The organism is Lactobacillus gigeriorum DSM 23908 = CRBIP 24.85 (assembly GCF_000296855.1).
Taxonomy (GTDB): Bacteria; Bacillota; Bacilli; order Lactobacillales; family Lactobacillaceae; genus Lactobacillus; species Lactobacillus gigeriorum.
In genome coordinates, this window is the sequence record NZ_CAKC01000005.1 from 1 (window position 1) to 23,290 (window position 23,290).

The window sequence follows — 23,290 nt, forward strand, 5'->3', positions numbered from 1 at the left end:
CGTTGCTCATATTGAGTTCGATAATCAAGCCATAAGGGTTAAAAGACATCATTGCCTCAGTCGCACCGTCAAACGCTTGATCAAGTCTTAAGCCAGTTGCTCCGATTTCTTTGAAAAACTTCAGATCCGAGTAGGAGATGCCGAGCTTCTTGAAGAGTCCTGGAGAAACATCGATAAAGGTTTGGTAGCCCAAACTGTTGCCAAAGTTAATGATTTTTTGGTATTTGGCTTTGGTTTCTTCAACGCTTCCTTGAACTTCCAGCATGCTCATAAATATTCTAGAAAAACCGTATTTATGGCCGAGTTCGAGATACTCGACATCTTTTTGATATTCACTGTGGTCGGGATAGATTGATAATCCCAAGTTGCGCATTGTCATCTTTTGCTCCTTTTATGTCATCGCTTACAATATAAGCTAATTATGGCGAATAATATGCGTAAGTGCAAATGATTAAAAATAAAGTTGATTCGATAAAACATACCAAGATATCAAAATTAATTGAAAAGAGTATAGCTTTTGTCTTTACCTTTTATGTGTATAGAGTAAAATATGTACAAATCGAATAAAACGGTTTCAATTTTATTTTTTAAGGTTAGGTATTGCCATGAAGTTTTTAAATCGCTCGGACAAAGAATTAATCATTCTTAGCTGGCCAATTTTTATTGAATTTCTCTTCAATGTGATGGTGGGAAACGTCAATGTATGGATGATCTCTCACTTTGATGAGGTGGCTGTAGCGGCAGTTGGTGCCTGCAACCAATTTTTTGGCTTATCATATAATGTTTATGGCTTTGTAACCGTAGGTACCCAAATCATGATTGCGCAATTTCTTGGTGCTAAAAAACACAAAGAAATTCCTAAAGTCATGAATACAGCAATTTTTGGCGCAATTGGAATTGGTTTGCTTTTAGGAGCAATTTTTATTCTTTTGCCATACCCATTGCTTCGCTTCTTAAACATTCCGGATGATGTAATTGCAATTGCGATTCCTTATATGCAGCTGTATGGTGCAGGAACGATTATTTTGGCGTTAAATTCTGTCATGTTAGCCTGCTTGAGAACGCATGGCCTGACCTTGCAAGCTTTGATTGTGCCAACGATCGCTAATATTCTTGCAGTTTGTGGAAATTATGTGGCGCTATTTTCACCATTTGGCTTACCTAATTTTGGCGTTCGCGGTATTGCAATCTCTGGCATCTTCGGCCAATTCTGTGCGGGAATTGTGGCAATTTATTTAGTTAAGCGATATGTGAAGTTCAATGTTTTAAAAGTTAACTTTAAACGGTTTTCGGTACCATTTTTAAAACAAATTCTTAAGTTGGGATTACCTTCATCAGGTGAATCAGTTTCTTATTCTGGGGCTCAAGTGGTAGTCACAATGATTGTTGCGACTTTGGGAACTAATGTATTGATCACCAAATCGTATGTTTCAGCGATTACCCAATTTGTATTTTTAACGGCTTCGGCCTTATGTCAAGGGAATCAAATTATTATTGGTCGTACTGTTGGTGCAAAAGATTTCGAAGGAGCATATCAAAGGGGCTTTCGTTCAATGGTGCAAAATGTGGGCATTTCAACTTCAATTTCGTTCGTGACCTTTATTTTTATTACCCCAATTATGCATATTTATACAAATAATCCGGAAATCATTGAGTTGGCACGTTGGGTTTTCTTGGTCGAAATTGTTCTTGAAGCAGCAAGAGCGGTTAATATGACTTTGGTAGGATCGTTAAATGCGAGTGGGGATGTTAGATTTCCGCTTGCATGCAGTTTAACTGTGTTATGGCTAATTAGCTTGCCATTTTCATATTTATTGGCAATTGTCTTCCATATGGGGTTAGTAGGTGTATGGATTGCGTATGCAATCGATGAAAGTTTGCGTGCAATGTTGATGATCTACCGGTGGCATCATGGTACTTGGAGAACCAAAGCACTGTTTGTATAGTTGTTACCACATATTTTCCCTGTGATTTAATTAAATTATAAGTTAAGATGATATTTATTTAACAGAATATGAATGTGAGGGGGAATTAGATGGATAACGACGCGATTGTAATGACCGAGGGTTCATATCGTAGCCAGATAATTAAATTTGCAATTCCGCTATTTTTGGGAAACTTATTTCAACAGATGTATAGTGCTGCTGATTCGTTGGTAGTAGGTAATGTAATTGGGTCGAATGCCTTAGCTGCAGTTTCATCGTCTGGAAGTCTGATCATGTTGTTGATCGGTTTATTTCAAGGTTTAGCGATGGGTGCAGGAGTGGTGATAGCACAGTGTATTGGTGCAAAAAATGATCAACGTACGCGTGAAGCAGTGGCTACAGTGGTTGCTGTGGGCTTTATTTGTGGCTTTTTGTTAACAATCATTGGTGTAGTGTTGACCCCACAAATTCTGATATTAATGGGAACGCCAAAAAGCATTATGCCGGAATCGGTAGAGTTCTTACGGGTATACTTTTTAGGATCAATGGGTTTTGTTATGTACAACACCTTTATTAGTATCCTTCAAGCTAATGGTGATAGTAAGGGACCATTGTATTACTTGATTGCTTCATCAGTTGTAAATATTGCTTTTGATATTATTTTTATCTATTGGCTCCATTTAAGCGTCGGTTTTTCTGCCTTAGCAACAGTAATTGCGCAAACTTTTTCTGCTTTTCTTGCCTATAATAAATTGCGTAAGCTAAAAGGTCCAAGTCGGGTAGATCTGCGCCATCTTAAAATTTATCGGCCAATGTTGAAGCTGACGATTGATTATGGTTTACCATCAGGATTGCAGAATTCGTTAATTTCCGTGTCTAATGTGGTTATTCAATCATATATCAACATGTTTGGTGCACATGCAGTTGCAGGAATCGGTGCCTATACTCGCGTGGAGGGTTTTGCTTTTTTGCCAGTAACCAGTTTTACTTTAGCCCTAACTACCTTTGTAGCCCAAAATCTTGGTGCCGGAAAAATTAAACGAATTAAAGAGGGCGTTCGGTTTGGAGTGATTTTGGCAGTATTGATTGCGGAAATAATCGGCTTAAGCGTATTTGCCTTTGCTCCACAATTGATTACACTATTTGATCCGACGCCTTCAGTGGTTGCTTTTGGTGTTGGACGTGCAAGAGTTTGTGGCTTCTTCTTTTTCTTGGTTGCGATTACGCATTTAATTGCTTCAGTAATGCGTGGTGCAGGGAAAGCGACGATCCCAATGTTGGCAATGATGCTTTGCTGGGTTGTGGTAAGGTTAGCGGTTTTATTAGGTACCAAGCCATTTTTTCAGGATATTCGGATGGCTAACTGGATTTATCCGGCAACCTGGCTCTTAAGTACTATTGTCTTGTTGAATGCTTATCGCCATCTTGATTTTGCTTTAATCAGCCAGCAGACCAGAAAAGAAGCGTAAAATTTTAAACTAAATAATGTCAAACAAGCCAAATTATGATCAATATTTGGCTTGTTTGCTTTTTCAGGTTTGAGTACAATTGTGGTAATAACAATGAAAGCGAGTACATACAAGATGAAAAATTATCTAAGTATTGATATTGGCGGAACAAATTTAAAATATGCTTTGCTTGACAATGACGGTAATATTATTGAAAAAGGTAAGACAAAATCGCCTCATGAAAAAGAAAAATTTTTAGCAACGGTTGATCAAGTAGTTAAAAAATATGCTGAAAAAGATATCAAAGGCCTAGCTTTTTGCGCACCAGGTAAAATTGAACATACTAAGATTCATTTCGGTGGGGCATTGCCATTCCTTGATGGGATTGATTTTGCAGAAATATATAAGGATCTTAATATTCCAGTTGCTGTGATTAATGATGGCAAGGCTAGTGTTTTAGCTGAAAATTGGTTAGGAAATTTGAAAGACTTGCAAAATTGTGCTGCTATTACTCTTGGCTCTGGAGTAGGTGGCGGAATTATTGTTAATGGTCGCTTATTAAATGGAGCCCATTTCCAAGCTGGTGAATTAAGTTTTATGGCTTTGAAGATGGCCAAAGACATGGGCTTTGATAATATTGCGGGAACTATGGGATCGGCAGTCCGCATGGTTAGCCAGGTCAATAAAGCGATCGGCAATGATGATGAAACTGATGGCTTAGCAGCTTTTGAAGCCATCAACTCGGGCAATGAGCAAGCTTTGAAAATTTTACGTTCCTATTGCTGGGATGTGGTTGGAATCATTATCAACATCCAATCTGTAGTGGATTTGACGACAATTGCGATTGGCGGTGGAATTTCCGCTCAACCGATTCTAGTTGAAGAAATTAATCGTGCTTATGATCAATTTTTAGATCAAATGCCAATGTACAAGATGACTTTAACTCGTCCTAAGATTGTTGAGGCCAAATTTAAGAATGACGCTAATTTGTTTGGATCATTATACAACTTGTTGTTGCATGTTAATGGTGAAAAACTATAATGACCGAAAAAAATCTGCATGAAGTTGTAATTCCAACCGATCCCTTAAATGTTTGGTATTTTGTTTTTCACGATAATAAAATACCGTTTTATATCGCTCCGCATTGGCATCGTGGGATTGAACTAAGCTATACGATTAGAGGAAATGTTGATAATTTTCAAATTAGTGGAAAAAAATATAATCCTAAGTCTGGAAAAATCTTGATTGTTAATTCTCAGGAAATTCATTCGATTAGAAATCGTTCTGGAGAACATGATTTAGCTTTATCAATAATATTTCCATATAGTGTCGTCTGCATGCTGTATCCGCAAATCAGTGAGGAGATTATTGCTATCAATGATCCAACTAGTTTTACTGATCTGCAAAAACAAGCCTATGTTAAATTGCAAGGATTGTTGACGGAATTTACTAATTTGTATTTTGTTGATAGTAAGCTCAAGAATGTTCGCATGCAGGCAATTGTTGATGAAGTACTATTTATCATTCTTAGCAATTTTATGACTAAAAAGCCCAGCCAAGAGCAAATTGGTCAACGTAAGATTTATGTAATTAATCGTTTGCAGGCAATAACTCAATACGTAAATAATAATTATAAAGAAAAACTATCTTTAGCTATTCTAGCAAGAGAGTGTAATATTTCCAAAGAATACTTATCTCGCTTTTTCAAACGTGAGATGGATTTAACGATTGATAATTATATTAATAATGTAAGAGCTCAACATGTTCATCATGAGTTATTAACAAGTAAAGATAGCCTTACAAATATTGCCTTAAATAATGGATTTTCTGGTTTAAGGACGATGAATCGAGCCTTTGAAAATTTATATGGAATTACTGCTTCAAACTTTCGAAAAAATATTAAATATTAGCAAAAAAGATCAATGTGCGCCTTATTTGCGTTAACATTGATCTTTTTGTTTTAGTCTGATTTAGTTAATATAAATTTGTAAATTGAAAGCGCAATCATGTGAAAGGAGGAAGATAAATGGTTGATGTCAAGATCATCGAAGCAGTTAATGCAATGCGAGAGGCTTGTAAACTTAGTGATGATAAAAGAGACAGCGGGCTACCACATGACATACCCGAAGTAATTAGGTATGACGATCTAAAATATGGTGAAGATCCAAAGTGGAATTTGCTTGATTTATATTTACCCAAGAATGTATCTGGTAAAATTCCAGTGATCATTAATATTCATGGTGGTGGCTGGGTCTATGGAACAAAAGAAACCTATCAATACTATGGATTAGGGATGGCTAAACGAGGGTTTGCTTTTGTAAATCCTAATTACAAATTGGCTCCTGATGTTCAGTTTCCTGGTGAATTAGACCAAGTAGATCAATATATGCATTGGGTGGCAGATCATGCTGATGAATATAACTTAGACAAAAATAATGTATTTATTATTGGTGATTCTGCAGGTGGCCAAATGGCAGAACAATATGCAGTTGTTCTAACAAATAAGGAATACCGTGAAAAAATCGGGTATAAATTAACAGATTTAAAAATTAGAGCAATTGCGTTGAATTGTCCTGCAACTTTTGTTCTTGATCCAGGTATGATCTCTGGAGCAGTATCTGCATACTTTACTCATGAGATTCTTAATGATCCAAATTTAAAAGATCTCTTAAATGTTGAGAAATATATCACTAAGGATTTTTTGCCTACATTTATTGCTACAGCTAATCAAGATTTCGTTCGCGATTGTTCAATAAGATTGGATGGATATCTGCGAGCAAAAGAAGTCGAAGTAATTCAAAAATCTTGGGGAGATCTTGAAAACCCAAGAGCTCATGTATTTATGATTAATCAACGGGACGAGTTAGCCGATCTTGCAAATGATGAGGAAGCAAAATTCTTTAAAGATCATATGTCATAAAGGATGGTTCCACAATAGGAGAGAAAAAATGAGTAATGCATTTGAAAAATTTCAAACTGGTTTACAGAAAGTAGTTGGACCGTTTGCAAATAAAGTGGGGAGTAGCAAATATATCAAAGCATTAACCGAAGGGTTTATGTGTACGATGCCAATTACCTTAGGTGTTGCTGCGATAGCAGTTTTATCTAATTTACCAATTGCACCTTGGGTTAGTTTCTTAAAGAGCACAGGTTTATATCAAACAGGTCAAGATGTTGTAGCTTTGACTTTATCATTGATTGCTATTTACGTAGTTGGTGCTATTGGATACTGCTTTACAAGAGATTTAAAAGAAAATGGAATCGTAGGAGCAATTATTGCTACAGCTTCATTTATTGTTTTGATTCCGATCCAAACATTTAATACCAAGGCAGGTGCAGTAACTGCTTTAGGAACTAAATTTATGGGTAGTGATGGTATTTTCGTTGCTATTTTGATTGGTTTATTTATTCCAAGATTATACTGCTATTTGATGAGCAAGAACCTTCAATTAAAATTACCAGACACTGTACCACCAATGGTAAGTAAGTCATTAACACCAACATTTGTTTCTATGATTATTTTTACGATGTTATTCTTTGTAAAATATGCATGTACTTTTACACCATACGGCAACTTGTTCACAATGATTGCTACTTTAATTGGTCAACCAATTACTAAGTTAGGGGCTTCTCCACTTTCATTGATCATCGTTTATACAGCCATGAACTTAGTTTGGTTCTTTGGTATTCACCCAAATACTATTTTAATTCCTTATATGCCAGTATTAATGGCTGCAGGTACTGCTAATACAGAAGCATATCTTGCAGGAAAAACTTTACCTTTCTACGCTTTTGCTATCGTAAGTACATGTGTTTATGTTGGGGGATCAGGTAACACTTTAGGACTTTGCCTTGCAACCTTATTTGCCAAATCTGACAAGTACAAGGCAATGAGAAAGCTTGTTATTCCAGCTAATATTTTCAATATTAATGAACCGGTAATCTTCGGATTCCCATTAGTTTTGAATCCAATTTACCTATTACCAATGGTGCTTTCATCTCTAGTAACAGGATTTATTGGTTGGATTGCAGTAGGAATTTTGCCAATTCAATTTAACCCTACAATTTCAATGCCATGGGTAACACCAGGTTTTGTTACTGCCTTCTTTGCAGGTGGTATCTGGTTATTCTTATTATGGATCTTGTGCTTATTAGTTCACTTTATAATGTATCTTCCATTCTTCTTAATTGATGACAAAAATGCATTAGAAGCTGAAAAAGCAAATGTTGCAACACAAGTAGCTTAACTTTAAACTAAAATAATCCTCAATAATAGTTCGTTAATAATCCTCAAATAGATCCAAATAAATGACCAATGCCTCTCTTGTCATGACATTGGTCATTTTGTGTAAGTAATAATTCATTTATCAATGAAAACGCAAACATATATACTTTATATAGTACGTTGGAAAAATTAGAGAAAGGAAACTACCGATGACTTTACCAAAAGACTTTTTATGGGGCGGAGCAACCGCAGCTAATCAATATGAAGGTGGCTATTTATCAGGTGGAAAGGGCTTAGCAATTACAGATACCATCACAGGAGGTGACGGAATTAAAGGAATTCCTCGTTACATTACAGTTAAATTAGCTGATGGTACTAAAACAAAATTAGCCCGTGGTTTTGACAGTGAAGTTCCTGATGGAGCAGTAGCTTATGTCGATGAAGACTTGTATTATCCATCCCATGTAGCAACCGATTTTTATCACCACTACAAGGAAGATATCGCTTTAATGGCAGAAATGGGCTTCAATGCTTTTAGAATGTCAATTAACTGGACAAGAATTTTTCCTAATGGCGATGATGCTGAACCAAATGAAGAGGGCTTAGCTTTTTATGACCAAGTTTTCGATGAATGTCAAAAGCATCATATCGAACCAGTTGTAACAATGAATCACTTCGACTGTCCTTTGAACTTAGCCGTTAAATATGGAGGTTGGACAAACCGCAAGGTGATCGATCTGTTTGCTAAGTATGTAGAAACAATTGTTACTCGTTACAAAGATAAGGTTCATTATTGGATGACTTTTAATGAAATTAACTTTGTTCGTGATTACAGCAATCTAGGAATCACAGCCTCAAAATCAAATCCACAACGTCAAGCTCAAGCAATCTATCATGTGTTACTAGGTAGTGCTAAAGCTGTTAAATTAGTTCATAAACTGGCACCAGATGCTAAAGTGGGAATGATGATTGCTTATATCTTGCAATATCCATATAGCTGCAATCCAGATGATGTGGAAGCACAAATGGAATTTTCACGTGACTTCAGAGATTTCTATCTTGATGTCCAATGTCGAGGTAAATATCCAAACTACAAACTCAAAGAATTGGAAAGACAAGGTATTGTATTAAAAAAACAACCAGGAGATGATCAGCTTCTTGCAGACGGTGTTGTTGATTATATTGGTTTTTCATACTACAACTCAATGGTAATCGCTGCTCACCCAGAAGGCGAAAAAACCGGTGGTAACCAAATGGGCGGTGTGAAGAATCCATATCTCAAGACTAGTGAATGGGGTTGGCCAATTGATCCTAAAGGATTGAGAATCACGCTTAACCGGTTATGGGATAAGTACCAAAAACCTTTAATGATTGTTGAAAACGGTTTGGGTGCTGAAGATAAAGTCGAAGAGAATGGTGAAATTAATGATGATTACCGGATTGATTATTTGAGAGCACACATTGAACAAATGAAAAAGGCTGTTGAATATGATGGAGTCGACTTGATGGGATATACGCCATGGGGATGCATTGACCTTGTTAGTGCAGGAACCGGTGAGATGAAGAAGCGTTATGGCTTTGTTTATGTTGATATGGATGATAAAGGACACGGAAGTTTAAATCGTTCAAAAAAGAAGTCATTCTATTGGTACAAGAAAGTCATCGCTTCAAATGGTGAAGATTTAGCATAATACAAAGAAAGAATGCCTAAAAAACTCGTATTTGTTAGTTTAAAACTAATAATACGAGTTTTTTAATATTGCTTTTTGTAATAGTTGACTATTAAAGATAGATATTTATAATAGTAGATTTTTTTCTCATAATAATAGATGAAGTGATAAAAATGACTACAGAACACGAAAAATTATTGAACGGTGAAGATTATGATTATCGAGATCCTGAACTACAAGAAATGTTAGGAAGTGCCCGTTCTACAGTTCGAGAATTAAATAAAACTTTAGATATTTCTACAAGACAAAAGCTAATGAAACGTTTGTTTGCTAGAGTTGGTGAAAATACTATTATCAATGGCCCGATCTCGGTGCTTTATGGAAAACATATGACTATCGGCAGTCAAGTTTTTATTAATGATGGCTGTCGTTTCCAAGATTCAAACTTAATTGAGCTGGGAGATCGAGTAATTGTTGCGCCAGATGTTAAATTCTATTGTGGGCAACATGATTTAGATGCAACTAAACGCTATGACCAACGTGATGGCCAGCCAAGATTGATAACTACTACAGCACCAATTAGTGTTGGTAGTGACACTTGGATTGGTGGCAATGTAACAATCATTGGTGGTGTCAAAATTGATAACAATGTAATTATTGGTGCTGGTGCTGTGGTAACCAAGGACATCCCTGATAACAGTATTGCAGTTGGCGTTCCTGCTAAAGTAGTAAAGAAATTACCAGAAATAAAGGAATAACAATGTAAGTATCAGAAGCATTAAGAACTAGAATTTCAACCAGAAAATTTACGAATAAGACGATTTCATTGGATACTTTAAAGGCAATTGTTGATAAAGCTAGGAAAGCCCCATCATGGGTTAATTCACAACCATATACGATATACCTTGCGATGGGTGAAAAACTTGAGGCCATTCGTAATTTACAAGAAAAGCTTGAAAAGGGTGGTCAAAAAGGGAATTCGGAATTACCAGTAATGGCAAGAAATCTTTAGTCTGAACGTGCCCAGAAAAACATGAAATATTGGACGGAGAACTTAGGTGAAGCTCAACAATACATGGGACCATCTTCTGCTAGATTGTATGATGCTCCGGCAGTTGTCTATTTGACACTTCCAGAAGGATATTCTGATTGGTCGCTTTATGATTTAGGATCGTTGGGAAATAGTATCATTCTTTCAGCTACGGCAAGAGGCATTGCGTCCATGACTGCATATCAGTTCGTAAAATATCCAGAAATGCTACATCAAGAACTCGAAATTCCAAAAGTTGAAAAAATAATCGTAGGGATTGGTCTTGGCTATCGAGATGAAGATACAAAGGTGAATGAAATTAGATCCAGTAGGAATAGATTGGAAGAAGTTTTGAAAATTAGAGTTTAAATGATTAGACATCAGCTATATAAATTATGATTAGCTACCTTTGTAATCAAAAAAGCGATCTCTTTAAACTAAAGGGTTCAAAAAGAGCGTTATTGCTTCTGTAAATAAATCGATATGCTAAGCTCGCAAGAAATAGTCTACGAGCTTATTTTTTGCGTGGATTTGAGCAAAAATTGATCGGCATATTCATGTAAAATATAGTGGTTTAAGCTTCTTGTAAAGAATCGGTTTTCGCTTCTGCGATGAATTGCTTTAATTCATCGTCTGAGAAGTATTGGCCATACTCATTCTTGGCTTTAATAAAAATCGTTTTGACGTCGAGAGACAAATCGATAAGCACACCAATCAGTTTCTTAACTCCTGCGCGAGTTGCAATTTTCGCGCCAATCTCTTTGCCTCTTTTTTCTCCGACTTTCTCGCCATCTTCACGACCGCTAATTCTGGCATCCATGATCTTCATCTCGTAGTCCATGATATCTGATCTCCTGTCTTGATTAAGTTCTTTAATTCGTTTTTGAGCCCAAATGAAGTGCTCATTTAGACTGACTTCTTCATTGTTCATCAACTTCGCTAGCTCTTTAAGTTCCTTGCTTTCACCAGTGAAGTCGCCTTTTGAGTTAATGATAACCTTAGTAGCGCCGTCAATCAACTCTAACGCATGGTCTTTCGTATCAATCGTTTTGAAGAAATGAACTGCACGTTTATCAACCTTTGAAAAAGCTTCAGACGGATCAAACGAACACAAGAAGATAATGAAAGTGTCAGGTAGCTCATAATAATCATGACCTGGCTTAAGAACCTTGGCACCATCGATCGTTGATTGATAGTAGCGCAATCTTCTTCCAAGATACCTGCTTGGCGACGTTTGCATTTCAATATCAAAGATGCGCCCATCCTTATCGACTACTTTGATATCAAGTCTGATATCCTTAGACTCCCGCTGATCATTGCCTAGCGAATCCTGTTTGTTAAACTCTACAATCTCCCTAATCTCCAAAAAGAGGAGGATGATTCGTAAAACATACAAACAGAACTCTTCGTTTTCCATGACCCAACCGAAGATCTTATCCTCAGTAAAGCCGAATTCCTTTGGGACTTCATAATCCATGAAGTTGCCTCCTCGTAATTATAGATTTGAGAGAAAAATACCCCCTAATATATAAATACGTAAAAAATCGAAAATTCTATTAATTATTTTCAGAAAATTGAAGAAAAAACGGTTTCTAGTTATTTCAAATGCTAGTATAGGAAACATAATAACTTCAAACTTAGCTACACCATTTTTATCATTGCTTTTCCTTAAACGATTTTTAATATTAGTAATCGCTATCAATAGTATAATTAAATTACAAGGAAGGTGATATAAATGAAAGAAAGGATTATCTTTGCATGTGCTTCTATGCTTGGTGCAGCGCTTCTTTTTAGCAGACCGGCTCAAGCGTCTTCAGATAAAACTATTACAATTGCCCCAACTTATGATGGTAAAGTTTCATTGCTAGACAAAAAGGGCAATTATATTAGTAACAAAAATGTCAGATCTAATAAAAGTTACCGTTATTATGGCAAGCCATTAATCATTAAAGGTAAAGCTGTTTTTATAGAGAGAGTACTAGATTTAAACACTTATATTGGAAAAAATATCTATATTCCTTTAGGCGATGGAGGATATGTTAAGTCTGAGAATGTTACAAGTTCGTATGAAAAGGATGGCAAGATTTATCTATCGATTAGGAAAAATTCCTATATTTATGATAAAAAAGGCAAACGGATCAAGAATTATCATGGCCAAAGCTATCTGAAGGCTGGCAGCAATTTTCAATATAGAGCGAAATTAGCGTCTACTTATAACCCCATGGTCTTATACAATATTGGCAAAGGTCACTATGTCAATGCACAATACGTTTCCAAGGTTGATGGTAAAGGTGTTGTTAGACTAAATCACAACGCATATGTCTATGATAAAAAAGGTAAACGCGTTGGTAAAACTGTTTTGGGCATAAACACCCTTGTAAAATATGTTGGAAAATGGAAAAAGGCTACAAAAAATAGTGTAATTTTTACGCTTAAGTCAGATAAGAAGGATACTAGTTATACTTTGCCAACCAAGAAAATAAAAGGCACTACTTATGTTGCAATTGGCAAGAATGCATACGTCAAAACAGTTAATCTCGAATTGCTCAATGGTCGTACTATTATGGCTAAAGGGCCAATTAAACTAACGGTTAAGCATGATCAGGCTGCATTGGATAGCAAATTAAATCCAACTACTAAGATTTACCGCCATAGTCAAAAGCTTATTTCTGATTACGTTGTGTCCTTTGGTTATGGGGATATGCAGGGAATCTATTATCATATCAAGGGAACTAATTATTATCTTGATTGGGGTCCTGGAGAAGAATATCCTGATAATAATGTTACCGACCAGGAATCAGCAAACTTTTCCGTTAGACAGCATATGCAAGACAGTAGCTATCTTGATAAACACTACACAATGATTAGTTTTAATAAGACTGTACCAACGTATGATGCAAGCGGGAAAGTTACGGGTAATTTGAAAAGATATGGTAGTAATTATGTAGCTGATCAAGCCCGGTACATTTGGAATGATTCTGATAAGAAAGCCGAATTGTACTATCATTTGACTACTGGTGTTAGTGAGCCAGAGGGTGATGAAGACCCAGCTAAAGGAACATGGACTCCTTTTAACATTTATGTTAAAGCTAGTGATGCTTTTCTTGTAACTGGTCTTAAGCTTAAAGCAAGCAATACCCTTCAAGAAGCAGAAGCTACTCATGATCAAACTGTGACTGAAACTACTAAACAACAGGTGGATTCGCTATTAGCTAAGGTAAATTCAGTAAAAGCGAGTGATGAATATCGTTTAAGTAGTTTTGAAATGAGAAAGAATTATGATCAGGCAGTAGCCGCATTAACCAAGGCCAAGGATAATAGTCGAACAAGTCAATCAACGGTGTCGACCTTGCTTGATTATGTTCAGAATGTTCAAAAACAGCTCGATGGCAAGAAAATAAAAGTTAAGGATGTCAATGATCTATCTAAAGTTGAAGCAAATGCAGTTTTTTCTTTAATGCAGAATGTTAACACTGGCGATAAGATGCGTGTGACAATTTATACTGACTTTGCAAGCAAGTCAGGTCGATATCAAAGTGGTTTTAAAAACAGCCAAAGATCGCACTTTGTTTTAATTGATGCTAATAGTAAAAAGCATGATTTAAATGTTAGTGATTATGCTACTGATTAGATCGATTGACTAGCGAGTAAAAAGTAAAAAAAGCAAGCAAAAGAGCCTGGAAGAATCTCCAGACTCTTTTGCTTCTTATTGAGCTTTTCCTACAAAATTCTTTCGATCTAACTTTGGCGCAGTAATAGGTTTTCCAGCCTTAGTTTGATCTTCGATATATTTAACGAAAACATCTGTATCAACGCCAGCAGTACCAACTTGCTTTGCTTCTTTAAATTGATTGAAGAAGTCGCCACCGCCTTTAAGAAATTCATTGATCACCACGTTGTATGACTTGTTTAAATCTAATCCCTTACCATCATTGGTGTAAATTTTTGTAACCTTATAGGGTTGAGTTTTATCATCGTTACTAGTGAAATCATATTTCAATCCTGACACTAATAAGTAGGTGTGATGTCCAGCACCATAATTCTTGTATTGTTGATTTAGTACATCATAAATTTGTTGCCCTGTCATGGAAACAATGTCTAAAATGTTTCCAAAAGGCTGCACATCTTGAGCAGCTCCCCAAGTAATTGATTTGTCAGGTTTAACAGCTAAACCGGCTCTAACGCCACCGCCATTAGTCATTGCAAAATCAACTGTGAGTCCTTGTTTTTGGCCTGCTTCTTTACCAGCAGCCAGTTGTGAATCAGTAACCAAGTCTCCAGTTTCATTTTCGTCATATTGATTGTTTTTATCACGACCAGTTAGGCTTTGAGCAGTAGCTGCTTCGCCGATCTTTTGATTTACGATTAGTGAAGTACGTTCATCTGCATCTTTAACGATCGCTGCTACTTTGGAATTATCCTTGATTGTAGGGTCTTGTTGTGATGACATAACAGGGAAGACATGACCAACTAAACTGTTCTTAGCAAAATCATGGGTCTTTGGGTTTAAGTAGCCGATAGCATCTTCATATGCTTCACCGGAGTAGATTGATTGTAATAAAACTGTGTGACCTACTTTAGCATTGGCATATTGATGTGAGTGAGCTGCTAAGTACAAATCAACAGAGTTCTTAGGATCGAGCTTATATAGTTTTTGTAAGATATCAACGGAAGGACCAGTTGTAGTTGCTTGGTTGGTGTTACTATCTACTGTGCTGGCTACACCGGTATGAGCTAAAACGACAATTGCTTTAACGCCTTTTTTGCGTAAAATACGATCATATTTTGCGATTGCAGTTGCTTCGTCCAAATATTTATATGGGTGATAATTTTGATAAGTCGTTAGGGTAGGCATGGTATTAGTTAGGATTCCAATAAAACCTACCTTAACTTTTTGTCCGTTTTTACCTTTTACTGTTTGAATTACGTATGGCTTGAAATTAAATGGTGCTTTACCAGTTTTCCGATCAACCACATTTGAAATTACAATCTCCAAACCGGATTTTTGATGAGGATAATTCATTTCGGCGGAATTATACTTCTTAGTTGGTTTCCCACCTACAACGATTCTGTGAAATTCGCCTAAGCCTTCGTCAAATTCGTGGTTACCTAGGGTACCAAGCTTGAACTCCATTGCTTTCAAAACGTGCATTGTAGATTCATCTTGTAATAAGGCTGAGTTGGATGGGGATGCACCTACCATATCGCCTGATTCGACTCTAAAAGTTTTTCCGTTTTTGGCCATCTTTTTAAAACTAGCTTGAGCACTATCTAGATATGACGCTAAACGAACCGCTCCTCCAGCGTTTTCATACTTGGTGTTGCCAAAAGTAGCATTTCCAGTGCGTTCCAAGCCCCCGTGGAGGTCGTTTATGCCTAGGAACTGAACGGGAATATCGTGTCGATATTTTTTGACGCTTGCCCAAGTTGATTGTTCGGGTTTAGCAGACGAATAAATCTTGGTAACAACTCTTACATTATTAGCTGCTTTAACTCTCTGCGAGGGGGAGATAAATCCCGCCAAAGCTGAAAATGCGAGTAAAGTTGCTGATGCTTTTAAAAAATCTCTAGTGTGGAAGTTCATAAATTTCTCCTTGTTATAGCTATTACATTCCATATTATAATCCGTATAATTTTTAAGTAAACAGTTAAATTAGTTCGTTATATATTATGAAAGTCTAGCTAATACTGTTAGATTAATATGTGTAGCGCATTCAAAGACAAACAATTTTTCGTATTAAAAAAGCACTTAATAACAATAACGCTATAAAGTGCTTAATTTGATCATTATTATCTCGACTAATCTGCCGTAGTATACTTTTTCACTGCTGGAACAATTTGTTCGCCAAGCATGTATATCGTGTCCATCACTTTTTCAAAAGGTAAGCCACCAAAATCGATTTCCGCCATGTATCGCTGATTATTAAAGTTCTCATGTTGATATAAAATCTTCTCTAGTATTTCTTGAGGGCTACCAATAACCATAACATCATCTGGTTCTGTGCTGTGTTCAAATAACCGCTTGTTAAAACCATTACCATTTGCTAATTCAAGTCCTTGATTTAAGTATGGATAAAATTCTTCTTTGGCTGTTTTGGCATCTTTGGCAGTGTATAACAACCCTGCAGTAGTTAATGGATAATCATCAGGATTAAAACCACTAGCTTCTAAACTATTACGCCAAGCATCGACCGATCTTTCGAAAATACGAATGTCGCCACCAAGCATGGCAATCATCATGGGCACACCCTTTTTTCCTGCTTTGATAGCACTAGCAGCAGGTCCACCTACAGCACGCCAAATTGGCATTTTACCTTCCAAAGGTCGTGGTAAGATTTTTGCATCTTCAAGTGAAGCGCGGAATTTTCCGCTCCAAGTTACGCGTTCGTTTTCATTGATCTTCCGGAGTAAATCAAATTTTTCTTCAAAAAGTTCTTCGTAATCTTCAACGTTGTAACCCAGCAACTTAAATAAGCCAAGTCTAGATGCCCGACCTGCAGTAATCTCAGCTCTACCGCCAGAAATCAGATCTAATGTTGCAAAATTTTCATAGATCCGCACTGGATCAGATGTAGAAGCAATAGTAGCTGAAGATCCAATCTTAATGTACTTTGTTTGCTGAGCAATGGCGCCAAGGATTACTGCATGAGCTTGGCTTACGAAATATTCTTGATGACTTTCACCTAAGTTAAAAACATCAAGACCGGCTTCATCAGCTAGTTTTGCCATTTCAATAATTTCTTTAATTCTTTGATGTGGGGAAATCCGCTTGCCAGTATGTGCGTCAGGCATGTGTTCGCCTAAAGTATAAATGCCTAATTCAAGTCCTTTGCTAGGATCAATTCTAAAATCTTTCATAGTCATAATGTCTACCTTCTTTCATAAAAAAATATTTTTACTTACTTTTTGTAAGTAAAATTATATAAGATCTTTTATGAAAACACAAGACCCATGATAAAGAGCCAAGAAATCCCTATATAAACCAGCAGGGCAATAGATTTTCACAAAGAAAATAGGAGCTTTTGGCAAAAAAATCCAATTTTTGAGTTTTTTTAATTGTCATTTCACAAGTTATGTGGTTATAATAGTCAATGTAATAAGTTGATAACGCTTTCATAGAGAGTTAAAAATTAGAAAGTAGGAATAACATATGAAATACAATGAGTTAACTGCACAAGACATCGAAGCTTTACATGCCTTTATTTCAGATGACGAACGTTTCATTACCGAACCAACTGAGCACTGGGATCACGACCAATTCAAAGTTGTTCGCGCTATGCCAAAATTAGTTATTCAACCTGTAACTAACGAAGAAGTTCAAAATGTGGTTAAATATGCTAGCGATCATAAGATTCCTTTAGTGCCAAGAGGTAATTCAACTGGTTTGATGGGTGCAAACTTAACTATTAAGGGTGGTATTTCATTGGATATGGTTAAGATGAACCAAGTTCTTGAATATGATCCTGATTCATTAACAATGACTGTTCAAGCAGGTATTAGATTAAGAGACCTTGAAGGTTATCTTGCTGACAAGCCATTTACTTATATGCCTGCACCTGCAATGCACTGGGCAACTATCGGTGGTAACGTTGATACTAACGCTGGTGGCTTGAAGGCAGTTAAGTATGGTGTAACTCGTGAACACATTCGTGAAATCAAGGTAGTTTTGACTGACGGTAAGCTTTACAAATTTGGTGCAAAGGCAGTTAAATCAGCTTCAGGTTACTCATTGAAAGATTTAATTATTGGTTCAGAAGGTACTTTAGGTGTTGTTACTGAAGTTACTGTACGTTTGGTACCACGTCCAAAGAACAGCATTAACGCAATTATCCCATTCCCAACCTTGAACCAAGCAATCAAGTCAGTTCCTGCAATTTTGGCATCAGGTGTTATTCCAACTACTGTTGAGTTTATGGGACGTAAGGTGCTTGATCTTTGGGAAAACTATTCAAATCAAGAATTCCCAATTAAAGAAGGCGATGGCTTCATTATTGTTGGTTTAGATGCCTTCACTGAAGCAGAAATTCAAGCTGAATTACAAGAAATTCTTGAAGTTGTTAAGGGCCTTGGCGCTGGTGAAGCAGTTGTTCTTAACGCTGAAGATGAAAAGGCTAAGTTAATTTGGAAAGCACGTGAAGAATTACTTTTGGCCATCCAAAAATCAACTCCAAAGATGGATGAAGTTGATGTCTGTGTTCCAATCAACAAGATTCCAGATGTTTTGAATAGAATCGAAGAATTAGAAAAAGAACTTAACATGAGAATTCCTAACTTCGGTCATGCTGGTGATGGTAACTTGCACATCTACCTATGCTCAGACGATCAAAGTGATGAAGATTACGAAAGAAACTCACACACTGTTATTTCAGAATTGTTCAAGTTAACTAAGGAACTCGATGGTAACATGTCAGGTGAACACGGAATTGGTTACGCTCGTAAAGACTTCTTCGATGACTTCTACGGAAGAGACTACACTGATATGCTTCGTAAGGTAAAGAGCTTATTCGATCCTAATGGAATTATTAACCCTGACAAGATCTTCCCACTTGAACCAAAGGACTAATTGTTCTACATATTGATAAATTTAAAGCTGGTTGTCAAAAGACAAACTGGCTTTTTTGTTTCATTCTTAAGAATTTATAAAGACTGCTTTTTTCAAAATAAAAATTGATAGATTTTGCGTATCTAATAAATAAGGGCTTTTGTCCTCACTTTATTATTTTGAAGAAAGTAGGTTTATAATGGACGTAGAAAAGGATCTTCCTTTATCTAATGATTTAGTTTTTGGTAAAGTAATGTCAAATAGGGAAACGTAAATGGTGCTGTCCAGGGCTACATTGCTGCAATGAATGGCGATTTTAGTTCAGATGTACCTTTGGTTAAAGCTGTTAGAAATGATCTCGAGAAAATCTCTCACAATAGAATAGAGGTGGCGAAGATTATGGATCTAAAAGAAAAACAGAAGCTACGTGATGAATATTTTGAAAAGCAGGGTCAACAAGACGAACGCAAAAGGAATTTAACTAAAGCGATTATCAGTTTGAAAGCAGAAGGAATGGATTACCAGGTTTTGAAGCGAATTGTAATTTCCATGTTTGGCGATGAAATTGATGCTCAAACTATAATAAAGACCGTTAATAACATTTTTCAGAGAACTGATTAGAATAGGTGATCAATAATCATGAAAAACATCATTGAATCAAATTATCAAAGATTATCAATGATGTTTTTTCTATATAAGTCAAATTTGTTGACAAAAAGTAAGCAGATCAGTAACATATTTCTTGTTGAAAAATTTAACAAGTTTGGTTGGAGGTAAACATGAAGATTAAAACCATTGTTGCGACAGTTATGACTGCATCTGCTGCTTTGATCTTGGCAGCTTGTGGTAATAACAATACTCAATCAAGCAACTCTACTTCAAACAAGGTAATTAATTCAGAAGTAAACGCTGAATTACAAACTTTGGATCCAAGTAAATATTCAGATTCATCAAGTTCTGAAGCAATTCAAAACTCTTACGAAGGTCTATATACTTTTAACGCTAAAAATAAGCCAGTATTGGCTGGAGCAGAAAAAGTTAGCGTATCAAAGGACAAGAAAACATATACTTTTACATTAAGAAAAAGTGCCAAATGGTCAAATGGTGATCCTGTAACGGCAGAAGATTATGTTTTTGGATGGCGAAGAACAGCTGATCCAAAGACTGCTTCGCCAAACACCAGCCGTTTTGCATTCATTGCCAATGGTGATAAGGTTTCAAAGGGAGATTTAAAGCCTAGCCAATTAGGAATTAAGGCTCTTGGTAAGTACAAGTTGCAAGTTACGTTGGAACAACCAATTGCTTATATCGATGAATTATTGACTGGGATTCCATTTTTCCCTCAAGACAGCAAGTTAGTACAAAAGTATGGCAAATCATTCGGTACTTCTTCTACAAAGGCTGTATATAACGGACCATTTACTGTTAACGGGTGGACTGGTTCAGATTTAAACTGGACTTACAAGAAGAACAAATACTACTGGAACAAATCAGCAGTTAAGTTGAATCAAGTAAACATGCAAGTAGTTAAGACGCCAAATACGGCATTAAACTTGTATCGTGAATCAAAGCTTGATTATGTACCATTAAGTGGTAATTTCATCAAGCAATATAAGAATGATAAGAACCTACATTCACAATTGACGCCAATGATTGGTTACTTTGGCTTCAATACCAAGCGCAAGACTACTGGTAATGTTCATGTAAGACGTGCTTTGGGAATGGCAGTCGACAAGAAATTGTTGGTTAAAAATGTAATTTACGCAGGAGCACCTCTAAATGGTATTGTTCCAGCAAACTTTGCTTTCAACACTGAAACTGGTACTGATTATCGTAAAGATGCCGGTGATATGTTGCCATTTGATGTAACTAAGGCAAGAGCTGAATGGAAGCAAGCCCAAAAGACTTTAGGCAAAAAGATCACGATTGAATTGCTTACTAGCGATACTGATGAATCTAAATTAGTTGGTGAATTTTTACAAAGCAACTTAATGAAAAATCTTCCTAGCTTAACTGTAAAATTACGTTCAATTCCACTTAAGTCAAGATTGGCCTCAACTACTGCTTACAACTTTGATGTAGTCTATGGTACTTGGTCACCAGATTTCGCAGATCCAGTAAACTTCATTGCCGATGGTGGTTCATATCACTTAGCAACTGACTACAAGAATAGCAAGTATGAACAAGATTTAGCTGATGCTGCTGGCAAGTATGCTACTAATCCTAAGAAACGCTGGAATGCATTGATTGATGCTGAAAAGCAAGTAGTTCAAAAAGATGCCTTCATGGTTCCAATTTACCAAGGTGGTCAAGACTACTTGTTGAGTTCAAGAGTTAATAACTTCCAAATTTCTCCATATGGTGGAATTGTCTTCTACAAGAACGCTGAAGTGAAATAACAAATAAAATTAATAGAGCATAAGTTATCTGTAGGATAATTGATGCTCTATTTTTTTAACGCATTTTAGATACTTTATTGCGTATAATTATCAATTCAAAGATCATTGATGCCATTTATCAAAGAATATTGATTTGTTATCCATTATGTTTCTAAGTTGCTTTAAATGTAATGCATAAAAACAAAAATAAAACAATGAATAAATGTTGAAAGATCAGTTATAATAAAAGTTAGCTTACGCTGTGACACAGAGTGTAAGTTTAAATAAACTTATGGATAAAGGTGCAAAAAAGCAATGGCAGATACAAAAACTACAGAACTTCAAAACGCATTATTCAGCGCAGCTGATGCATTGCGCTCAAAAATGGATGCAAATGAATATAAGAATTATTTATTGGGTATTATTTTCTTTAAATATCTTTCAGATAAAATTCTATACCAAGTATTGGATTTAGTGGGTGAAGGTGAAACCACATTAGAAGAAGCACAGAAGGTTTATGAAGAAAACTTTGATGATGAAGATTTAGTTTCTGAGTTAAAAAGTACATTCTCATACTCGATTGATCCGGAACATACTTTTCAATATATCGTCAATGTTATTAATGGCAAAGTAAGAAAAGATGGAATTATCAAGACCTTCCAAATCGCTGATTTAGCAGATGCTTTTAATACAATTGAAAGTACCAGTAAAGATTTTGAAGGCTTATTTAATGATGTGCAATTGTACTCGCCAAGATTAGGTGCAAATGCTCAAAAGCAAGCTGATACTATTTCAAATGTCATTAAGGCAATTGCAAATGTGGAGATCGTAAAAACACCTGGTGATACTTTAGGGGATGCGTACGAATATTTAATTAGTCAGTTTGCTTCTGAATCAGGCAAAAAGGCTGGCGAATTCTACACGCCTCAAAAAGTTTCAGAATTGTTAACCAAACTTACTTTAGTTGGTAAGGAAGATTACGAAGAACTTCATGTTTATGATGCAGCTATGGGTTCTGGATCGTTATTATTGAATTTCCAAAAATATGTACCATCAACTTTGAAAAACAAAATTTTCTATTATGGTCAGGAAATTAACGTTTCAACCTATAACTTAGCAAAAATGAACATGATTTTGCACGGAGTTTCACCGGCAAATCAAGAATTGAGAAATGGCGATACTTTAGACGAAGACTGGCCACCAGTATCGCAAACCATGTTTGATGCAGTAGTTATGAACCCACCATATTCATATAAATGGTCAGCGGCAACAGGTTTCCTGAATGATCCTAGATTTAATCCATATGGGGTGTTAGCACCAAAATCTAAAGCTGATTATGCTTTCCTTTTACACGGTTTCTATCACTTAAAGGGAACAGGAACAATGGCGATTGTTTTACCTCATGGAGTTCTGTTCCGTGGAGCAGCAGAAGGTAAAATTCGTAAGAAGTTGCTAGAGGATTGGAGCATTGATGCTGTAATTGGCTTACCAGCTAACCTTTTCTACAGTACAAGTATTCCAACTGTAGTTATGGTGTTGAAGAAGAATAAGTCTGATAGTAGCGTGATGTTTATCGATGCATCTGGCGATGATCACTTTGAAAAGGGCAAGAATCAGAACCAACTTAGAGAGAAGGATTTGCAGCTTATTCTTGATACTTATAAGAAGCGTGAAGATGTTGATCGTTTTGCTCACTTAGCAACTTTAGATGAAATTAAAGAAAACGATTATAATTTGAACATCCCTCGCTATGTCGATACTTTTGTTCCTGAAGAACCTATTGATTTGAAAAAGGTTGCAGAAGAAATGAAGCAGACCGATGAAGAGATAAAGCAGAACGAAAATGAATTGTTAGGGATGTTGAAAGATCTGACGTCTGAGGACCAAGATGTGATGGATGGTTTGAATGAAATTATCCAATTGTTCCAGAAGGAGAATTAGGATGAGTGAGAAAAAGGCGCCAAAACTGAGATTTAAAGGGTACACTGACGATTGGGTACAGTGTAAGTTGGGGGAAATATTAAGCCATCTATATAATGGACAAACACCATCAAGAAACGTTAAGAACTATT

General features: G+C 36.2%; 17 protein-coding genes and 1 pseudogene. 14 read left to right on the plus strand and 4 right to left on the minus strand.

Features of this window, described 5'->3' with window-relative positions:
- On the minus strand, positions 1–379 hold a 379-nt coding region (locus BN52_RS00710), incomplete at its 3' end, for a MupG family TIM beta-alpha barrel fold protein (RefSeq protein ID WP_040473272.1).
- Positions 380–605: 226 nt separating this feature from the next.
- Between BN52_RS00710 and BN52_RS00715 the strand changes: the two genes are divergently transcribed.
- The 9 genes and pseudogenes from BN52_RS00715 to BN52_RS10295 all read left to right on the plus strand — a co-directional run bounded on the left by BN52_RS00715 (position 606) and on the right by BN52_RS10295 (position 10,667).
- Positions 606–1,946, plus strand: coding sequence for an MATE family efflux transporter (locus BN52_RS00715; RefSeq protein ID WP_008472126.1), 1,341 nt, complete (start codon positions 606–608; stop codon positions 1,944–1,946).
- An 89-nt stretch (positions 1,947–2,035) separates the two neighbouring features.
- Complete coding sequence (locus BN52_RS00720; RefSeq protein ID WP_008472127.1) at positions 2,036–3,394, plus strand: MATE family efflux transporter; 1,359 nt, start codon at positions 2,036–2,038, stop codon at positions 3,392–3,394.
- Between the two features lie 114 nt (positions 3,395–3,508).
- The gene (locus BN52_RS00725) at positions 3,509–4,414 is read left to right on the plus strand and encodes an ROK family protein (protein ID WP_040473275.1); all 906 of its coding nucleotides are present in this window, start codon (positions 3,509–3,511) and stop codon (positions 4,412–4,414) included.
- A complete protein-coding gene (locus BN52_RS00730; protein WP_008472129.1) occupies positions 4,414–5,283 on the plus strand; it encodes an AraC family transcriptional regulator in 870 nt (289 codons plus the stop codon). Before BN52_RS00725 ends, BN52_RS00730 begins: the two co-directional genes overlap by 1 nt.
- Before the next feature lie 116 nt (positions 5,284–5,399).
- Positions 5,400–6,293, plus strand: coding sequence for an alpha/beta hydrolase (locus BN52_RS00735; RefSeq protein WP_008472130.1), 894 nt, complete (start codon positions 5,400–5,402; stop codon positions 6,291–6,293).
- 28 nt (positions 6,294–6,321) lie between these two features.
- A complete protein-coding gene (locus BN52_RS00740; RefSeq protein ID WP_008472131.1) occupies positions 6,322–7,620 on the plus strand; it encodes a PTS sugar transporter subunit IIC in 1,299 nt (432 codons plus the stop codon).
- A 187-nt stretch (positions 7,621–7,807) separates the two neighbouring features.
- Positions 7,808–9,289, plus strand: coding sequence for a glycoside hydrolase family 1 protein (locus tag BN52_RS00745; RefSeq protein WP_008472132.1), 1,482 nt, complete (start codon positions 7,808–7,810; stop codon positions 9,287–9,289).
- A 152-nt stretch (positions 9,290–9,441) separates the two neighbouring features.
- A complete protein-coding gene (locus tag BN52_RS00750) occupies positions 9,442–10,026 on the plus strand; it encodes a sugar O-acetyltransferase (RefSeq protein WP_008472133.1) in 585 nt (194 codons plus the stop codon).
- Positions 10,027–10,058: 32 nt separating this feature from the next.
- A pseudogene (locus tag BN52_RS10295) lies at positions 10,059–10,667 on the plus strand (nitroreductase).
- A 205-nt stretch (positions 10,668–10,872) separates the two neighbouring features.
- On the opposite strand, the gene BN52_RS00760 reads toward BN52_RS10295, so the two are convergent.
- Positions 10,873–11,775, minus strand: coding sequence for an Rpn family recombination-promoting nuclease/putative transposase (locus BN52_RS00760; protein WP_008472137.1), 903 nt, complete (start codon positions 11,773–11,775; stop codon positions 10,873–10,875).
- Between the two features lie 258 nt (positions 11,776–12,033).
- Between BN52_RS00760 and BN52_RS00765 the strand changes: the two genes are divergently transcribed.
- Positions 12,034–13,929 (plus strand): SLAP domain-containing protein, encoded by a 1,896-nt coding sequence (locus BN52_RS00765; protein ID WP_008472138.1) that lies wholly within the window; start codon positions 12,034–12,036, stop codon positions 13,927–13,929.
- A gap of 75 nt (positions 13,930–14,004) precedes the next feature.
- Here the strand turns inward: BN52_RS00765 and BN52_RS00770 are convergent, their stop codons facing one another.
- Positions 14,005–15,882: a bifunctional metallophosphatase/5'-nucleotidase gene (locus BN52_RS00770; RefSeq protein ID WP_008472139.1), complete on the minus strand. Its 1,878-nt coding sequence runs from the start codon at positions 15,880–15,882 to the stop codon at positions 14,005–14,007.
- Positions 15,883–16,097: 215 nt separating this feature from the next.
- Complete coding sequence (locus BN52_RS00775; RefSeq protein ID WP_008472140.1) at positions 16,098–17,162, minus strand: LLM class flavin-dependent oxidoreductase; 1,065 nt, start codon at positions 17,160–17,162, stop codon at positions 16,098–16,100.
- 286 nt (positions 17,163–17,448) lie between these two features.
- Here BN52_RS00775 and BN52_RS00780 point away from each other — a divergent pair, with 286 nt between their 5' ends.
- From BN52_RS00780 to BN52_RS00795, 4 genes are all read left to right on the plus strand, one after another.
- A complete protein-coding gene (locus BN52_RS00780; RefSeq protein WP_008472141.1) occupies positions 17,449–18,861 on the plus strand; it encodes an FAD-binding oxidoreductase in 1,413 nt (470 codons plus the stop codon).
- Positions 18,862–19,239: 378 nt separating this feature from the next.
- Positions 19,240–19,461 carry a hypothetical protein gene (locus BN52_RS00785; protein ID WP_040473274.1) on the plus strand — a complete coding sequence of 74 codons (222 nt, stop codon included), beginning with the start codon at positions 19,240–19,242 and terminating at the stop codon, positions 19,459–19,461.
- A gap of 158 nt (positions 19,462–19,619) precedes the next feature.
- Positions 19,620–21,239 carry a peptide ABC transporter substrate-binding protein gene (locus BN52_RS00790; protein WP_008472145.1) on the plus strand — a complete coding sequence of 540 codons (1,620 nt, stop codon included), beginning with the start codon at positions 19,620–19,622 and terminating at the stop codon, positions 21,237–21,239.
- A gap of 294 nt (positions 21,240–21,533) precedes the next feature.
- Positions 21,534–23,159: a type I restriction-modification system subunit M gene (locus BN52_RS00795; protein WP_008472146.1), complete on the plus strand. Its 1,626-nt coding sequence runs from the start codon at positions 21,534–21,536 to the stop codon at positions 23,157–23,159.
- The last annotated feature ends 131 nt before the right edge of the window (positions 23,160–23,290 follow it).